This window comes from Chelativorans salis (assembly GCF_025336525.1).
In the GTDB taxonomy this organism is placed as follows: domain Bacteria; phylum Pseudomonadota; class Alphaproteobacteria; order Rhizobiales; family Rhizobiaceae; genus Chelativorans; species Chelativorans salis.
Genome location: NZ_JAOCZP010000014.1, coordinates 76323 through 91023, shown reverse-complemented (window position 1 = coordinate 91023; position 14701 = coordinate 76323). Strand labels below are relative to the sequence as shown.

Here is a 14701-nt window from a genome sequence, read left to right as displayed (position 1 = left end):
TACGGGCAGTTCGTCACCGCATGACCCATCAACCCGCAGCCGCAAGCTCCTTCTCACGGCCGGGGATGGCGTCGATCAGCGTGCGGGTATAGGCATTCTGCGGGCGGTTGAAGATGTCGTGCGCAGGTCCAGTCTCGACGATCTCGCCCTGGTGCATCACGGCGATGCGGTCGCAGATCTGTGCGGCGACCCGCAAATCGTGCGTGATGAAGATCAAAGCGAGGTCGAGCCGTTCCTTCAGATCCGCAAGCAGGTCAAGCACCTGCGCCTGGATGGAAACGTCGAGCGCCGAGACCGCCTCGTCGGCGATGATGACGCGCGGCTCGAGCGCCAGTGCGCGCGCAATGCCGACGCGCTGGCGCTGACCGCCGGAAAACTCGTGCGGGTAGCGGTCGGCGGCCGAAACGTCGAGCCCGACGAGTTCGAGCAGCCGCGCCGCACGCTTATAGGCCTCGCGCCGCGACACGCCGTGGGCCATCGGCCCCTCGGCAATGATGCGGCCGATCTTTGCGCGCGGATTGAGCGAGGCATAGGGGTCCTGGAAGATCATCTGGATGGAACCGCGCACAGCGCGCAGGTGCTCGCCCTTGAGATGCGCCATGTCCTGGCCTGCCAGTCGCACCGTCCCCCGGTCCGGCTCCATCAGCCGCACCAGGCAGCGCCCGACGCTCGACTTGCCGGAGCCGGATTCCCCGACGATTCCCAAGGTCTCTCCCTCGGCGAGCTGCAGACTCACATCCTTCACGGCCTCTACGACGCGCGGCTTGGAGAACAGGCCGCCGCCTGTGCGATAGGTCTTGAAGAGGTTTTCGACCTCGAGAACCGGTGGCTTTTCCTTGCGTGTCGGCGCCTGGCCAGCGACGAGTCTCGGAATGGCGGCGATGAGCTTGCGCGTATAGGCATGCTGTGGGTCGTCCAGCACGGCGTCGGCCGTTCCGGTCTCGACGATCTTGCCGAACTGCATCACGGCCACCCGGTCCGCGATCTCGGCCACCACGCCGAAATCGTGGGTGATGAACATCACCGCCATGCCACGCTTCTGCTGCAGGTCGCGGATGAGCTCCAGGATCTGCGCCTGAGTGGTGACGTCGAGCGCGGTGGTCGGCTCGTCGGCGATCAGGATCTCCGGTTCGAGCGCCAGCGCCATGGCGATCATGACGCGCTGGCGCTGGCCGCCGGAAAGCTGGAACGGATACGCCTTCGCCGCCTTCGCAGGATCGGGGATGCCCACTTCCGTCAGGAGTTCCACGGCGCGGGCCGCCCGTTCCTTCGGGGTCAGGAGCCGATGCGCCTCGAACACCTCAGCGATCTGGTCCTCCACCCGCATGAGCGGGTTGAGCGCCGACATGGGCTCCTGGAAGATCATGGCAAGCTTGCGCCCGCGCAAATCCATCAGCTCCGCTTCCGTCTTGTCGAGAAGATCAACCGCGCCGAACACGATCCTGCCGTTCACCGGACGCACAAGGTCCGGCAGCAGCCCCATCATGGCGTTGGCCGACATGGATTTGCCGGAGCCGGATTCGCCGACGATGCAGAGGATTTCGCCAGCGAAGAGCTGCAGGCTTACATCATCGACGGCGAATGCCCGATCGGCCCCTTCCGGCAGGGCAATGGTCAGGTTCTCGATGCTCAGGACCGGTTCCGTTATCGCCATGCTCTATCTCCCCCGCCGCGCGAGGCTCGGGTTCAGCGCATCGTTCAGCCCCTCGCCGATGAGGTTGAGCGCCAGCACCGTCAAAAGGATCGCCACACCGGGGAAGAAGGATAGCCACCAGGCCTGCCGGATAACCGTCCGCGCGGCGCCGATCATGTAGCCCCACGACATCAAGTTCGGGTCGCCCAGCCCCAGGAAGGACAGCGAGGATTCCAGCAGGATAGCCGTCGCCACCATCAGCGAGGCAAGCACGATGATGGGCGACAGCGTGTTGGGCAGGACCTGCCGCCAGATGATCGTTGCGCTCGTCTGGCCCGACAGGATAGCCGCCTCGACATATTCGCGCGAGCGCAACGACAGCACCTCGCCGCGCACCAGGCGGGCCACGGGCGGCCAGCTGACGATGGCGATGGCGGCGATGATGGACTGGATGTTCGGCTCGAAGATTGCCACCAGCACGATGGCCAGCGCGAAGCTTGGTACCGTCTGAAAGAATTCGGTGAAGCGCATCAGCACATCGTCCGCCACGCCGCCGAAATAACCGGCCAGTGCGCCAATGGGGATGCCGACCAGGAGGGCTGCGGCTGTCGAGACAACACCTATAAGAAGCGAGACCTGCGCACCATAGGCAAGGCCGGCCAGCACGTCGCGGCCAAGCGCGTCCGTTCCCAACGGGTACTGATCCATGGAAAGGGGCGGCAGGAAGGGCCGCTGCACCATGCGCCAGGGCGACTGCGGGAAGAGCACGGGTGCGAGGACCGCCACCAGCACGACCACAGCGAGGATGACGACCCCGATCACCGCGCCACGGTTTCGGCTGAAGCGCTTCCAGAAATCACTCATGACACCACCCTGATCCTGGGATCGACGACCCGGTAGAGGATGTCGGTGATGAGATTGAAGAGGAGCACCATCGCCGCCGAGACGAAGAAGACGCCGAGAAGAAGGTTATAGTCGCGCTGGGTCAGCGCCTCGAACATCAGCCGTCCGATGCCGGGCCAGGCGAACACCGTCTCCGTCAGCACCGCCCCGCCGACGAGCTGGCCCGCCTGGAGGCCCGCCAGCGTGACCACCGGCAGCATGGCATTGCGGAAGATGTGCCGGCGCTGGATGATGCCCGGCCTCAGACCCTTTGCACGCGCGGTCTTGACGAAATCGAGCCGGCTTACCTCCAGCATGGAGGCACGCGTCATGCGCATATAAACGGCCATGAAGAAGAGCCCCAGCGTGGTGGCGGGCAGGATAAGATGCTGAGCGATATCGAGTGCGCGCCTGAAGCCGGTATAGTTCGCGCCCACCGTCTCGTAGCCGAAGCCGGGCAGCCAGTTGAGAAACACCGAGAAGACGAGCACCGCCATCAGCGCCACCCAGAAGAGCGGGGTGGCGTAGAAGAGCAGCGCCAGCGTCGAGATCACCGTGTCCGACCACTTGCCCACCCGTGCCGAGGCCAGCACACCGGCCAGCGTGCCGAGTACCAACGCGATGACGAAGGCCGTCAAGGTGAGCAGCAAGGTGGCCGGCAGTCGGGCGAAGATTAAATCCGCCACCGGCATCTGCTGGCGGTAGGAATAGCCGAGATCGAGTTGCAGGACGCCGCCCAGATAGATGCCGAGCTGGGTCAGAAGCGGCTTGTCGAGACCGAACCGCTGGCGCAGTTGTTCGATGAATTGCGCGTCGGCCGCCCCCGCCTCCCCCGCCAAAACCGCCGCCGGATCGCCGGGTGCTGCGTGAATGAGGAAGAAGTTAAGCGTGAGGATTGCGATCAGGATGACCGCCGCCTTCATCAGCCGCATGAGGATGAAGCGTAGCATCGGACCTCTAACGTACAGCGTGCAAATAGAATGACTGCCTGGGTGGCGCCCAACACCTTCCCCCGTGCGCAGCCTTGTGCCCCTCCCCTTCGCGGGCGTTCAGGCTGGGGAGGGACCAGAGTTGGGGGCGGCGTGAAGCGCCGCAACCCCTATTTCTCGATATAGGCGTCCTTGAAGCCGTCATTGACGCCGATCGCGGTTGTCACGAGATCCTTCACATTGCAGCGATAGATGGTCGGGAAGCCGAGCTCCAGCAGCCATGCCACGGGCACCTCGTCAGTAAGGATCTGCTGTACCTTCGTGTAAAGTTCCTGCCGCTCCTCACTCGTCACGGCGACGGCGGCCTGGTCGAACAGCGCATCCACGTCCTCATTGACGTAGCCTTCGACATTGTTCCACTGCGAGCCCTTGGCGATGTTGCTCGAAACGTAGGTCCGGGCGACGCCCAGCGCCGGATCGCCATACTGATAGAGATAGGTGAAGGCGATGTCGTAGTCCCACTCCGCCAGCTTCTGGTTCCAGCCGGCGACATCGGTGGCGACGATCTCGACCTCGATACCCACCTCGTCGAGGTTTTGCTTCACCGCCTCGGCCCAGCGCTGCCATGTCTCTCCATAAGGCAGCGGCAGAAGCCGCACGGGTGTGCCGTCATAACCCATTTCCTGCAGCAGCTCGCGTGCCTTGTCGGGGTCATAGGCGTATTCCGTCACGTCATCAGTATGGAACCGCGTCGATGAGGAGACGGGACTGTTGGCGATCTTGCCGAGCCCGTTCCACAGCGCGTCGCGCGCGAATTCGCGGTCCATGGCATACATCACCGCCTTGCGGAAACGCACATCCGAGGTCGGGCCCTCGCGATTGTTGAGCCACATCCAGGAGTGTGGGCCGAAATACTCCCAGCCCTTGTCGGTAATGCAGGTGTTGTCCATTTCGGCGATGCGCTGCACGTCGAAATTCTCGATCGAGCCGCCGGGCAGCATGTCGACGACGCCGGTCTCATAGGCAACCGCGCGCGAGGCCGCGTCGGGGATCACATGCCAGTAGATCTCGTCGAGATAGGGCTTGCCCTCCTCGTAATAGTCCTCGTTCTTCGTGAGCAGGATGTGCGATCCCTTTTCCCATTCGGCGAACTTGAAGGGGCCGGTGCCGATGGGGGTATTGTTGGCGGGATTGTTGGCGAAATCCGTGCCTTCATAGATGTGCTTGGGGATCATCGGCATCGTGCCGACCTCGAAGATGCCGATGAAGGGCCCGAAAGGTTGTTTCAGCTTGAAGACCACAGTGTGGTCGTCCGGCGCGCTGATCTCCTCCACATGCTCCAGCGAAGTGCGCAGGCGCGGATGGGTCTCGCGCAGGAAGACATCGGCCGAGAACACCACATCTGCGGCGGTAAAGGGTTCGCCGTCATGCCATTTGACGTTCTCGTGCAGGTGAAAAGTATAGGTCATTCCGTCCTCGGAAATCTCCCAGGACTTGGCGAGCTGCGGCATCGGCTCCAGGTCCGTGTCGTAGCGCAGCAGACCTTCGTAGATGTTGCCGGCCACCATCTGCGTAGGCCCGTTCTGCACCAGTCCGACCATCAGGCTCGGCGGCTCGGGCTGAATGACCACATTGGCGCGCCCGCCCGTAACCGGTTCGGCGTGGAGTGTAGTCGAAATGGCAAGTGCGGCGGCAAGCAGCGACAATCGTCTAAGCATAGCTGTTCGTTCCCCTTGAGTTCGCGGGCGGCATGGGCGTTTGCGCCTCTTTTTCCGCCGATGGCTTTGCTGTGTTCTTGTCTGAGCCCCGTTCAGTCCAGGAGGCCGGGATAATGCTTGATGGCGAGACGCTGGAAGGCGTCCCATTGCGGGTCCGGCTTGTTGCCCTCGTGATGTTTATCCCAGCCCTCGTACTGGCGAGCCGTCTTTTCCGCGAGTTCCCGATCAATGACGCGCGGCGTACCGCCCGACGACATGATGGCGAGCTGCGCCCGGCACGCGCGCTCCATATTGAACATCAGCGCAAACGCCTCGCCGACCGTACGCCCGCAGGTGAGAAGACCGTGATTGCGCAGGATCATGACATTACGGTCGCCGAGATCAGCCACCAGGCGTTCCCGCTCTCCAAGGTCCAGCGCGATGCCCTCGTAGTCGTGGAAGGCGATGCGGTTATAAAATTGCAGCGACCACTGGTTAAACGGCAGTATGCCCTCCTCCATGGAGGAGACAGCAACGCCCGCCACCGTATGCGTGTGCAGCACGCAATGCACGTCCGGGCGGGCGGCGTGCACGGCGCTGTGGATGGTGAAGCCCGCCTTGTTGATGCCGGCGCCGTATTCGTCGCGCAGGATGGCGCCATCGATGTCGACGGTCACCAGACTGCTGGCCGTCACCTCATCGAAGCGCAGCCCGAACGGATTGATGAGAAAGGCATGCTCCCCCTCCCCGGCCGGGGCGCGGCTGGAGATGTGGGTGAAGATGCTGTCATCCATGTGGTAATGCGCAATCAGCCGGTAGGCTGCGGCAAGCTCGACGCGCTCGCGCGGCTGTGCGGCGGCGCCGGCTTCGCCTGCGCTGGGTTCCATGGTCTGCACGTTCATCACTTTTCCCCCTGCCGGGCGTCGGGCCGGCAGCCGATCTTCCGTTGCATATTCCGCCCCTGCCGTGGTGGGCGAAGGCGTGACCACCCGCTGCAGGCAAGCACAGCGTGGACTACGAGTCAATTGTCGACAATCATCACAATTGCTGCAATAGTGCTGGAGTAAAATTCAGCACCCGCCCCCCAAGCATCCGACCCACAACGCCGCTTTATGACGACAACAATGTTCTCCACCGTTTCCACCACGGATCTCGTCACGCAGATCGCCCGGCAGATCACCGAGGCAATCGTGACGGGAAAGCTGCGGCCGGGCGCCCGGCTGACTGAGCTGCAGTTGTCGCGCGAATTCGGCACCAGCCGGGCACCGGTGCGCGAGGCAGCGCGGCTCCTGGAAAGCCAGGGTCTTGTCGTCTCAAACCCGCGCCGGGGGTTTTTTGTGCGTACGCTCACCGCTTCCGATATGCGCGACATCTACGAGCTGCGGATCGGTCTGGAGCTGCATGCGGCGGGCATCGCGCTGGAGCGTATGGGGCCTGCCGAGATCGCCCTGCTCGAACGCCAGATTGCCAAGCTCTATGCGCTTGCCGACGCCGGCTCGGTGGAGAGCCAGATCTTCGAGGATTTTATCTTCCACCGCATGCTATGCGAAGCGAGCGGCAATGCGCGGCTCATCAAGGTCTATGACGAGCTCGCCACGGAGATGCGCGCCGGCATCACCCTGATCGGCAAGCTCTATGACGACCCGCACCGTATTGCAGAGACGCACGAGCCGATCCTGGCTGCCCTGAAGAAGGGCGACCGGGAGGAGCTTCTATCCGCGCTGCACTACCACATCACCGTGGCGCAGGAGGCGGTGGTGGCGCTTTTCGAGGGCATTGAGCGGGGCGACGCCTCCTAAGCGTCATGGTGCGTTCATTTGGATGTGCAAGGACGGATCAGGACACTTTCCTGCTGAGGAATAGCCCCATCTCCTTCTGAACCTCAAGCACACCGTTCCCCTGCCGGAATGCGTGACCAATGGCTTTACGGAAGGCCTTTTGCTGGGATTCGCTGGCGCCTTCGCCTGGAGGATAGGACGTGAGCGCGAGGAAAACGTCCTCGGGATCGGTTATTCGAAGGCTCGCTGGATGCTGGAACTTCGTCACATTGCCAAATCGCGACTGCATCAGCCGTTCAGCCGTGTCGAAGCCGAAGGCTGCGGCAGCTGGCTCGGATGGATCGCTGCCAAACATAGTCGTCAATTCATAGATCTCGCGCATGTTGCCAGCACCGTTGGTTGTGACCGCGAGAAAGCCCCCAGGTTTAAGCACGCGGAACATCTCCGCGATGCCGACGGCGGGGTCGGGCACATGATAAAGCATGTGCATTGCAATGACTGCCTCAAAGGTGCTGTCGTCAAAGGGAAGATTTGCGGCGTCCGCCTGCCGGCCTTCAACTGACTTGAACGGCAGTGCCCTGCATCGTTCCAATGCTTCCTGGACCATGCCAGGTGACAAATCAGCAAGTTTCAGCCCAAGCTCCTGCGGCAGCATGTCCTCCACCGCGGCCCAAAACCAGCCCGGACCACAGCCAACGTCGAGTACATGATTGCCGTCTGCGAGTGGCAGTTGTCGCGCGACCCATGCAAACCAGGGTATTTCGGCGACCGTGTATTCGGTGTGGAGACGCGCACGCGCAGCGATCTTTCGGCTGTCGGCATATTGCTTATCCATATCTTTGGTGATCGACGACACGCGATCTCTCCTCTTATCGTGCCATGAGGCTCGCTCAACGCCCTACCGCCCCGGGAGCCCGGTCGGTGCGGCGGGATGCATGAGGCCTTCGGCCTTGAGATCGCTCCACAGCTCCGCAGGTATGTCCGCATCCAGAATTGCCCGATTGGCCTTGACCTGGTCGGCGCTCTGCCCGCCGGGGATGACGGAGCAGACGAGCGGGCTCAGAAGCGGAAACTTGAGCGCTGCTTCGATGAGCTTTGCCCCGTGCCGCTCGCAAACGGCCTCAATGCGGCCGACCTTCTCCAGGATATCTTTCGGCGCTTCCGAGTAGTTATAGAAGGCGCCGGGCTTCGGGCCCGTGGCGAGGATGCCGGAGTTGTAGGGCCCACCGAGCACGATGCCGATACCACGGTCCTCGCAGAGCGGCAGGAAAGTTTCCAGCGACTCCTGCTCTAGAAGCGTGTAGCGGCCAGCAAGCAAGAACAGGTCGAAATCGCCGTGCTCGGCAAGCCACTGGCAGGGCTGCCATTCATTCACCCCTGCACCGAACGCCTTGATCACGCCCTGATCGCGCAGCGAAAGAAGCGCATAGTAGCCGGAGCGCATCAATTCCTCGAGCTTCACCTTCAGCGCTTCTTTGGAACCGTGGTTGAAGACGTCGAGATCATGGGCGTAGAGGATGTCGATGCGGTCGATGCCGAGCCGTTCGAGCGAGAACTCGACCGAGCGCATGACACCGTCATAAGTGTAGTCGTAGACCTCGCGGCGCGTCGGTGTGTCGAAGAACTTGCCGATGCCGGTGCGCTCCTGCGGCGGAGCTACGCGAAGAAGCCGGCCGACCTTGGTGGACAGAACGTAGTCGTCGCGTTTGCGCCCACGCAGGAAGCGGTTGAGCCGTGTCTCCGCAAGACCAAGCCCGTAGAGCGGCGCGGTATCGAAATAGCGGCAGCCGGTCTCCCACGCGGCTTCCAGCGCAGCTTCCGCCTCTTCGTCGGAGATCGCCCGGTAGAGGTTCCCGAGAGGCGCGGTGCCGAAGCCGAGCTCGGTGAAGGTGATGCCGCGGCTGGCAAGGCGCTCGAAGTGACGCGTCTTCATCGTTATTTCCTCTCCCTTGTCCGCCGTCCAGATTAGCACACACTCGGCCTGCCGGAACCGCACCGAACCATTGGACTCGCATTCAGGCGGTTGCTAGCATCCCTCCCCTATCGGGAGCGAGGGACAATCGGGGAGGACGAATGAGCCAGAAGTTCAGGCGTTTGTTCAAGAGCGCCAAGCCGGTTATCGCCATGGTGCATCTGGGCGCTTTGCCCGGCTCGCCGCTCTACGATGCGGAGGGCGGCGTGGAGGCGCTCGTCGCCAATGCGGCGAAGGATCTGGACGCCCTGCAGAGGGCCCGCGTCGACGCCGTCATGTTCGGCAACGAGAACGATCGTCCCTACGAGTTTACTGTCGACGCTGCCTCGACCGCGGTGATGGCCTATGTGATCGGCCGCCTTGGCGAGCGCATCACCGTGCCCTTCGGCGTCAACGTCTTGTGGGACCCGACGAGCACGGTCGCGCTTGCCGCCGCCACTGGGGCCGCCTTCGTGCGCGAAATATTCACTGGCACATATGCCTCCGACATGGGCCCCTGGACGCCCGATGCCGGCGAGGCGATGCGCTACCGCGATCGCCTGCATCGCTCCGACCTCGCCATGCTCTACAATATCTCGGCCGAGTTCGCCTATTCGCTCGACCGGCGCAGCCTCGCCGACCGCGCCCGCAGCGCCGTCTTCTCCTCGATCCCCGACGCCATCCTCGTCTCCGGCCAGATTACAGGCGAGGCTGCCGAGCTCAGCGATCTGGAGGCGGTCAAGAAGGCGCTGCCGGAGACGCCGGTGCTCGCCAACACCGGCGTCAAGCACGCCACTGTCGCCGATGTCATGAAGATCGCCGACGGCTGCATCGTCGGCTCCTCGCTCAAGGTTGACGGCGACACGTGGAACCCGGTCGACCCCGAGCGCGCGGCGGAGTTCATGCGCCTTGCGCGTGCGGCCCGTGGCGATTGAGGAGCGGACGGTGAAAGAACGGCTGCGCACGCTTCTGACCGAACTGATGCTCATTCCCGGCCTTTCCGGCCACGAGGGCCGCGTGTGCCGCGCGATCAGGGAAAAGCTCACCTTGCTCGGCCTCGCCTGCCGCACGGACATGCTGGGCAACCTCATCGCCACCATCGAGGGTGACGCTGCCGTCCCCTCGGTCATGCTTCTCACGCATATGGACCAGCTCGGCTTCGTCGTGCGCAAGATTGAGCCCGACGGCTTCATCCGCGTCGAGCGGCTGGGCGGCGTGCCGGAACGGGCTCTCGCCTCGCAGACCGTGCTCCTGTGCGTGGGCGAAGGGCGCGACCGCAAGGGCGTCATCGCCAACAAGAGCCACCACGCAACGACGCTGGACGAGAAATACAAGGTCGTCCCCTACGCCGATCTTTATATCGACGCGGGCTTTGCCTCCGCCGAGGAAGCACAGGCCGCCGGCGTTAAGATCGGCACGCCGGTCACCTACCTTCCCAACGTGGTGGAGCTGGGCGACGAGTGCATTGCCGGCACCGCCGTGGACGACCGCGCCGGTTGCGCCGTCCTGCTTGAGGCCGCGCGCTTGCTGAAAGACAAGAGCCCGCGTCCCACCATCCACCTCGTCTTCGCCGTGCAGGAGGAGTTCAACCTTCGCGGCGCCGTCACGGCGGCCCAGGCGCTCGCCCCAGACATCGCCATCCAGATCGACCTGGTGCTGGCGACAGACACGCCCGACATGGCCCATCGCGGCGACGTGAAGCTCGGTGGCGGGCCAGCAATGAGCCTCTATTCCTTCCATGGGCGCGGCACGCTGAATGGCCTCATCCCGCACCCCGCCCTCGTGGGCCTGTTCGAAAACATTGCCGGCGAACGCGGCATGCCGCTGCAGCGCAGCGCGCACGTCGGAGCGCTGACGGAGACCTCTTATGTGCAGCTCGTGGGCGAGGGTGTGGCCTGCATCGATATGGGCTTTCCCATGCGCTACTCGCATTCCTCCCTGGAGGTGTGCGACCTGGGCGATCTGGAGCAGCTCACCCGCCTCCTGGCCGACGCCATCGCCGTAATCAATCCGAAATTCAGTCTCGACCGGGACGACTACGTGACATGAAGCACTATCTCGGCGTCGATATCGGCACCTTCGAGACGAAGGGCGTCCTCGTGGATGAGACGGGCGGCATCGTCGCAAGTGCCGCCCGCCCACACAAGATGCTGGTTCCGCAGCCCGGCTGGGCCGAGCACCGGCCGCGCGAGGACTGGTGGGGCGACTTCGTCTTCGTCACGCAGAAGGTTCTGACCGAAAGTGGCGTCGACCCGAAGACCATCCGCGCCGTCGGCTGCAGCGCCATCGGCCCCTGCATGCTGCCGGTTGACGCGGCGGGCGAGCCGCTGTCGAATGCCATTCTCTACGGCGTCGATACGCGCGCAGCGCGCGAGATCGAGGCCCTTGACGAACGGATCGGCGCCGAAACGATCCTTGAGCGCTGCGGCAACGCACTCACTTCGCAGTCGGTCGGCCCGAAAATTCTCTGGCTCAAGAACAACCGGCCCGAGCTTTACGGCAAGTCGGCGAAGTTCCTGAACTCCACGAGCTACGTCAATTACCGCCTCACCGGCCGCTATGTCATCGACCACTATTCGGCCGCCAACGCGAGCCCTCTCTATGATGTCGAAAAGCGCGACTGGGTCTTCGACCTCGCCGACGATATCGTCCAGCCCGACCAGCTTCCCGATCTCCTGTGGACCACCGACATCGCCGGCGAAGTGACGTCGGAGGCTGCTGCCGAGACGGGCCTTGCCGTCGGCACCCCCGTCATCGCCGGCACCATCGACGCGGCCGCCGAGGCGCTCAGCGTCGGTGTGCTTTCCCCCGGCGACATGATGGTCATGTACGGTTCGACCATCTTCACCATCATGGTGAGCGATGGCCCCGTCCGCGACCGGCGCCTGTGGTATGCGCCCTGGCTGTTTGAGGGCGAGCACGCCTCGATGGCTGGGCTTGCCACCAGCGGCACCCTCACCCACTGGTTCCGCGACCAGTTTGCGCGTGAGCTGGAAGCGGAAGAAGCCTTCGCGGCACTCGCCGAAGAGGCGGCAAGCGCGCCGCCGGGCGCTGGCGGCCTCGTCTTCCTGCCTTATTTCTCCGGTGAACGGACACCCATCCACGATCCCGACGCCAAGGGCGTCCTCTTCGGCCTGAACCTGACGCACACGCGCGGCGACATCTACCGCGCGCTTCTCGAAGGCATCGCCTGCGGCACGGCCCATATCGTCGACACTTACCGCGAGATCGACCGGCCGCCGGGGACGATCTACGCCGTCGGCGGCGGCACGAAAAACACGGTCTGGGCGCAGGCGACCTCGGACATCTCCGGTCTCGACCAGGTGCTGCGCGCCCGCACCATCGGTGCGTCTTACGGCGACGCGTTCCTTGCGGCGGTGGCGGTGGGGGATGCGCGGAAGGGGGACATTGCAGGCTGGAATCCGGTGGAGCGGACCATTGCCGCCCGGCCGGAGCATAAGGCGGTCTATGGGCGACAGTATCGAGTCTTCCGGCGGCTTTACGAGCAGACGCGGGACTTGATGGCGGAAATGTCGGGGGCGGTTTGAAACCTTAAGCACTGCATCCCGCCCTCGTCCTTCGACGAGCTCAGGATGAGGGCTTGTGTTTGCGTCCTTCTGCCCAACGTTAAAACTATGATGAGCTAGCCTTGCCTTTGTCCTCATCCTGAGCTTGTCGAGGGCAAGGGCGAAGGCACGCACCGTCCTGCCCTCCCCTACTTCCCCGCCCCCGTCGACATGCCGGCGATGATGTAGCGCTCCAGGATGATGCCGACGATCAGGAGCGGTGCGATTGCTGCCGTCGAGAGCGCGGCCATCGACCACCAGTTGATGCCCTGGCTGCCCGTCTGGCTCGCCACCATCACCGGCAGCGTCTTGGCCTCGGTGCTGGTGAGAAGTGCCGCGAAGAAATACTCGTTCCAGCACAGGATGAGCGACAGGATGAAGGCGGCGACCATGCCCGGCAGCGAGATCGGCACCACGATGCGTAAAAACGCGCCCCATACCGACAGCCCGTCGACGAGGGCAGCCTCCTCGAGCTCCACCGGAATGGCCTTGAACTGGTCGCGCATGATCCAGATGACGATTGGCATCACCATCAGTGTGTAGAGGAGGATGAGCCCGATGCGCGTATCGAGGAGGGCCAGCCCCTTGTAGAGCGCCAGGAACGGCAGGGCGAGCACCACCGGCGGCAGGATGAGCTGCGACAGGAAGAAGAAGGAGATGTCGGAGTTCTTCATCGGGCCGAAGTGGTAGCGGAAGCGGCTCAGCCCATAGGCGGCGAGCGAGCCGAGAACCACCGCCAGGAAGGAGGCCGAGAGCGAGGTGACGACGCTGTTCATGAAGCGCTTCATGAACTCCGCACGTACGGTCGAATAATTGAAGATCGTCTCCGGCGACAGGCCGAGCGAGCGCCAGCCGAGCCATTGCGGCGTGAAGTCAACCCAGGGAATGAGATGCCCGCGCATGACGTCCGGCGCCATCTTGAAGGAGGTCGTCACCGTCCAAAAGATCGGGAACAGGCAGATGACGGCCCACACGAACAGGATGCCGTAGACGAGCATGCGCAAAAAGAGCTTGCGCAACCGTTCGACGGATGTCTCCTCCTGCTCCACAACCTCGGGAATCGCTTCGGGGACGGCGACCATTGCCTATGAGACCTCCTGATCGTAGCCGCGCATCCAGCGGCTGAGCAGATTGAGCAGCGCCAGAAGAAACGCCACGATGATCACCAGATAGACCACCGCGAGCAGCGTGCCGTAGCCGACATTGGAGCGGTCGCGGTAAACGCGGAAGATGAAGCTGGTGATGGAATCGGTGGCACCGCCCGGCCCACCCGAGGTGACGTTGATGATGATGTCGGCGAGCTTGAGCTTGAAGATCACGCGGATGATGACCGCCGTGATCGACACGGGCAGCATGAGCGGAAAGGTGATTTTCCAGAAAGTCTGCCAGGGGGTGGCACCGTCCACCTTGGCCGCCTCCATCACTTCCTTGGGCAGCGACTGGAGCCCGGCGAGCAGGATGATCATCATCAGGGGGATGAAGGTCCACGCATCCATCACCATGATCGACGACCGCGCCAGCCACGGTTCGGAGAAAAAGGCGGGATTGTCCCATCCCAGCCACCGCGCGAGATTGGCGAGCGGCCCGAAGCGGATCTCCATCATCGACTTGCCGACCATCCAGGACAGCGCCACCGGCGAGAGCATGAGCGGCAGGAGGAAGACGACGCGGAAGAACTTCCGGGCGCGGATTTGCGAATGCAGGATCAGCGCCATGCCGAAGGCGATGGCATATTCGACGATGATGGCCAGGATGTACCACACCATGTTCAGCATGGCATTCCAGTAAAACGGGTCGCTGGTCATCCGGCGCAGATTGGCAAGGCCGTTGAACTTCGGTCCGCCGAGCGCCGACAGGTTCCAATCCGTGAACGAGACGTAGACGGCGAACAGGAGCGGGAACACCACCATGGCGACGACGAACAGTGCGGCCGGCAGCACGAACAGTGCGCGCTTTCCGTCCTCGCCGCGCCGCAGCACCTGCGACCAACCGAGCGCGATGCCCCAGAAGATGTAGGCGTAGAGCACCGGCCGCCAGGTGACGAAGCCGAAATCGAAGCTGCCGAGCTCCTGGAGCAGGCGTGCCAGCGCCGTTACGACGAGCACCACTGTGCCCACGGCGAAAACCATTCGCCCCAGCCGCTTGCGCGATTCGGGAATCGGATCAGGCGCCACGAAATCGTCCGACTCGATCGCCCGTGCGGTTGCCTCGTCCATGCCTGTTCCCTGCGGTGGTTGATACCGGCGGCGCGAGGCTTGCCCGTGC

The 14701-nt window shown here is 63.5% G+C and carries 13 protein-coding genes; 4 read left to right on the top strand and 9 right to left on the bottom strand.

The window, feature by feature from the left end; translation table 11 throughout:
• Positions 1 to 28: 28 nt before the first annotated feature.
• The 5 genes from N5A92_RS26155 to N5A92_RS26135 all read right to left on the bottom strand — a co-directional run bounded on the left by N5A92_RS26155 (position 29) and on the right by N5A92_RS26135 (position 6043).
• On the bottom strand, positions 29 to 1654 hold the full coding sequence (locus tag N5A92_RS26155; RefSeq protein WP_260907471.1) for an ABC transporter ATP-binding protein: 1626 nt from the start codon (positions 1652 to 1654) through the stop codon (positions 29 to 31).
• A 3-nt stretch (positions 1655 to 1657) separates the two neighbouring features.
• A complete protein-coding gene (locus tag N5A92_RS26150) occupies positions 1658 to 2497 on the bottom strand; it encodes an ABC transporter permease (RefSeq protein ID WP_260907470.1) in 840 nt (279 codons plus the stop codon).
• Positions 2494 to 3465: an ABC transporter permease gene (locus N5A92_RS26145; RefSeq protein WP_260907468.1), complete on the bottom strand. Its 972-nt coding sequence runs from the start codon at positions 3463 to 3465 to the stop codon at positions 2494 to 2496. Before N5A92_RS26145 ends, N5A92_RS26150 begins: the two co-directional genes overlap by 4 nt.
• Positions 3466 to 3614: 149 nt before the next feature.
• Positions 3615 to 5162, bottom strand: a complete 1548-nt coding sequence (locus N5A92_RS26140; protein WP_260907467.1) for an ABC transporter substrate-binding protein — start codon at positions 5160 to 5162, stop codon at positions 3615 to 3617.
• A 92-nt stretch (positions 5163 to 5254) separates the two neighbouring features.
• Positions 5255 to 6043, bottom strand: a complete 789-nt coding sequence (locus N5A92_RS26135; protein WP_425248649.1) for a class II aldolase/adducin family protein — start codon at positions 6041 to 6043, stop codon at positions 5255 to 5257.
• A gap of 210 nt (positions 6044 to 6253) precedes the next feature.
• On the opposite strand from N5A92_RS26135, the gene N5A92_RS26130 reads away from it, so the two are divergent.
• A complete protein-coding gene (locus N5A92_RS26130) occupies positions 6254 to 6940 on the top strand; it encodes a GntR family transcriptional regulator (RefSeq protein ID WP_260907466.1) in 687 nt (228 codons plus the stop codon).
• A gap of 37 nt (positions 6941 to 6977) precedes the next feature.
• Here the strand turns inward: N5A92_RS26130 and N5A92_RS26125 are convergent, their stop codons facing one another.
• Both N5A92_RS26125 and N5A92_RS26120 read right to left on the bottom strand, forming a co-directional pair.
• Positions 6978 to 7775, bottom strand: a complete 798-nt coding sequence (locus N5A92_RS26125; RefSeq protein WP_260907465.1) for a class I SAM-dependent methyltransferase — start codon at positions 7773 to 7775, stop codon at positions 6978 to 6980.
• Positions 7776 to 7817: 42 nt separating this feature from the next.
• Positions 7818 to 8852 (bottom strand): aldo/keto reductase, encoded by a 1035-nt coding sequence (locus N5A92_RS26120; protein ID WP_260907464.1) that lies wholly within the window; start codon positions 8850 to 8852, stop codon positions 7818 to 7820.
• Between the two features lie 140 nt (positions 8853 to 8992).
• Between N5A92_RS26120 and N5A92_RS26115 the strand changes: the two genes are divergently transcribed.
• From N5A92_RS26115 to N5A92_RS26105, 3 genes are read left to right on the top strand one after another with little or no spacing between them, the layout of a single operon-like run.
• Positions 8993 to 9805, top strand: a complete 813-nt coding sequence (locus tag N5A92_RS26115; RefSeq protein WP_260907463.1) for a BtpA/SgcQ family protein — start codon at positions 8993 to 8995, stop codon at positions 9803 to 9805.
• 10 nt (positions 9806 to 9815) lie between these two features.
• Positions 9816 to 10919, top strand: coding sequence for a M42 family metallopeptidase (locus N5A92_RS26110; RefSeq protein ID WP_260907462.1), 1104 nt, complete (start codon positions 9816 to 9818; stop codon positions 10917 to 10919).
• A complete protein-coding gene (locus N5A92_RS26105) occupies positions 10916 to 12418 on the top strand; it encodes an FGGY-family carbohydrate kinase (protein WP_260907461.1) in 1503 nt (500 codons plus the stop codon). Before N5A92_RS26110 ends, N5A92_RS26105 begins: the two co-directional genes overlap by 4 nt.
• Before the next feature lie 167 nt (positions 12419 to 12585).
• On the opposite strand, the gene N5A92_RS26100 is transcribed toward N5A92_RS26105, so the two are convergent.
• Both N5A92_RS26100 and N5A92_RS26095 read right to left on the bottom strand, forming a co-directional pair.
• Positions 12586 to 13518, bottom strand: a complete 933-nt coding sequence (locus N5A92_RS26100; protein WP_260907460.1) for a carbohydrate ABC transporter permease — start codon at positions 13516 to 13518, stop codon at positions 12586 to 12588.
• 3 nt (positions 13519 to 13521) lie between these two features.
• A complete protein-coding gene (locus N5A92_RS26095) occupies positions 13522 to 14652 on the bottom strand; it encodes a carbohydrate ABC transporter permease (protein ID WP_260907457.1) in 1131 nt (376 codons plus the stop codon).
• Positions 14653 to 14701 lie beyond the last annotated feature (49 nt).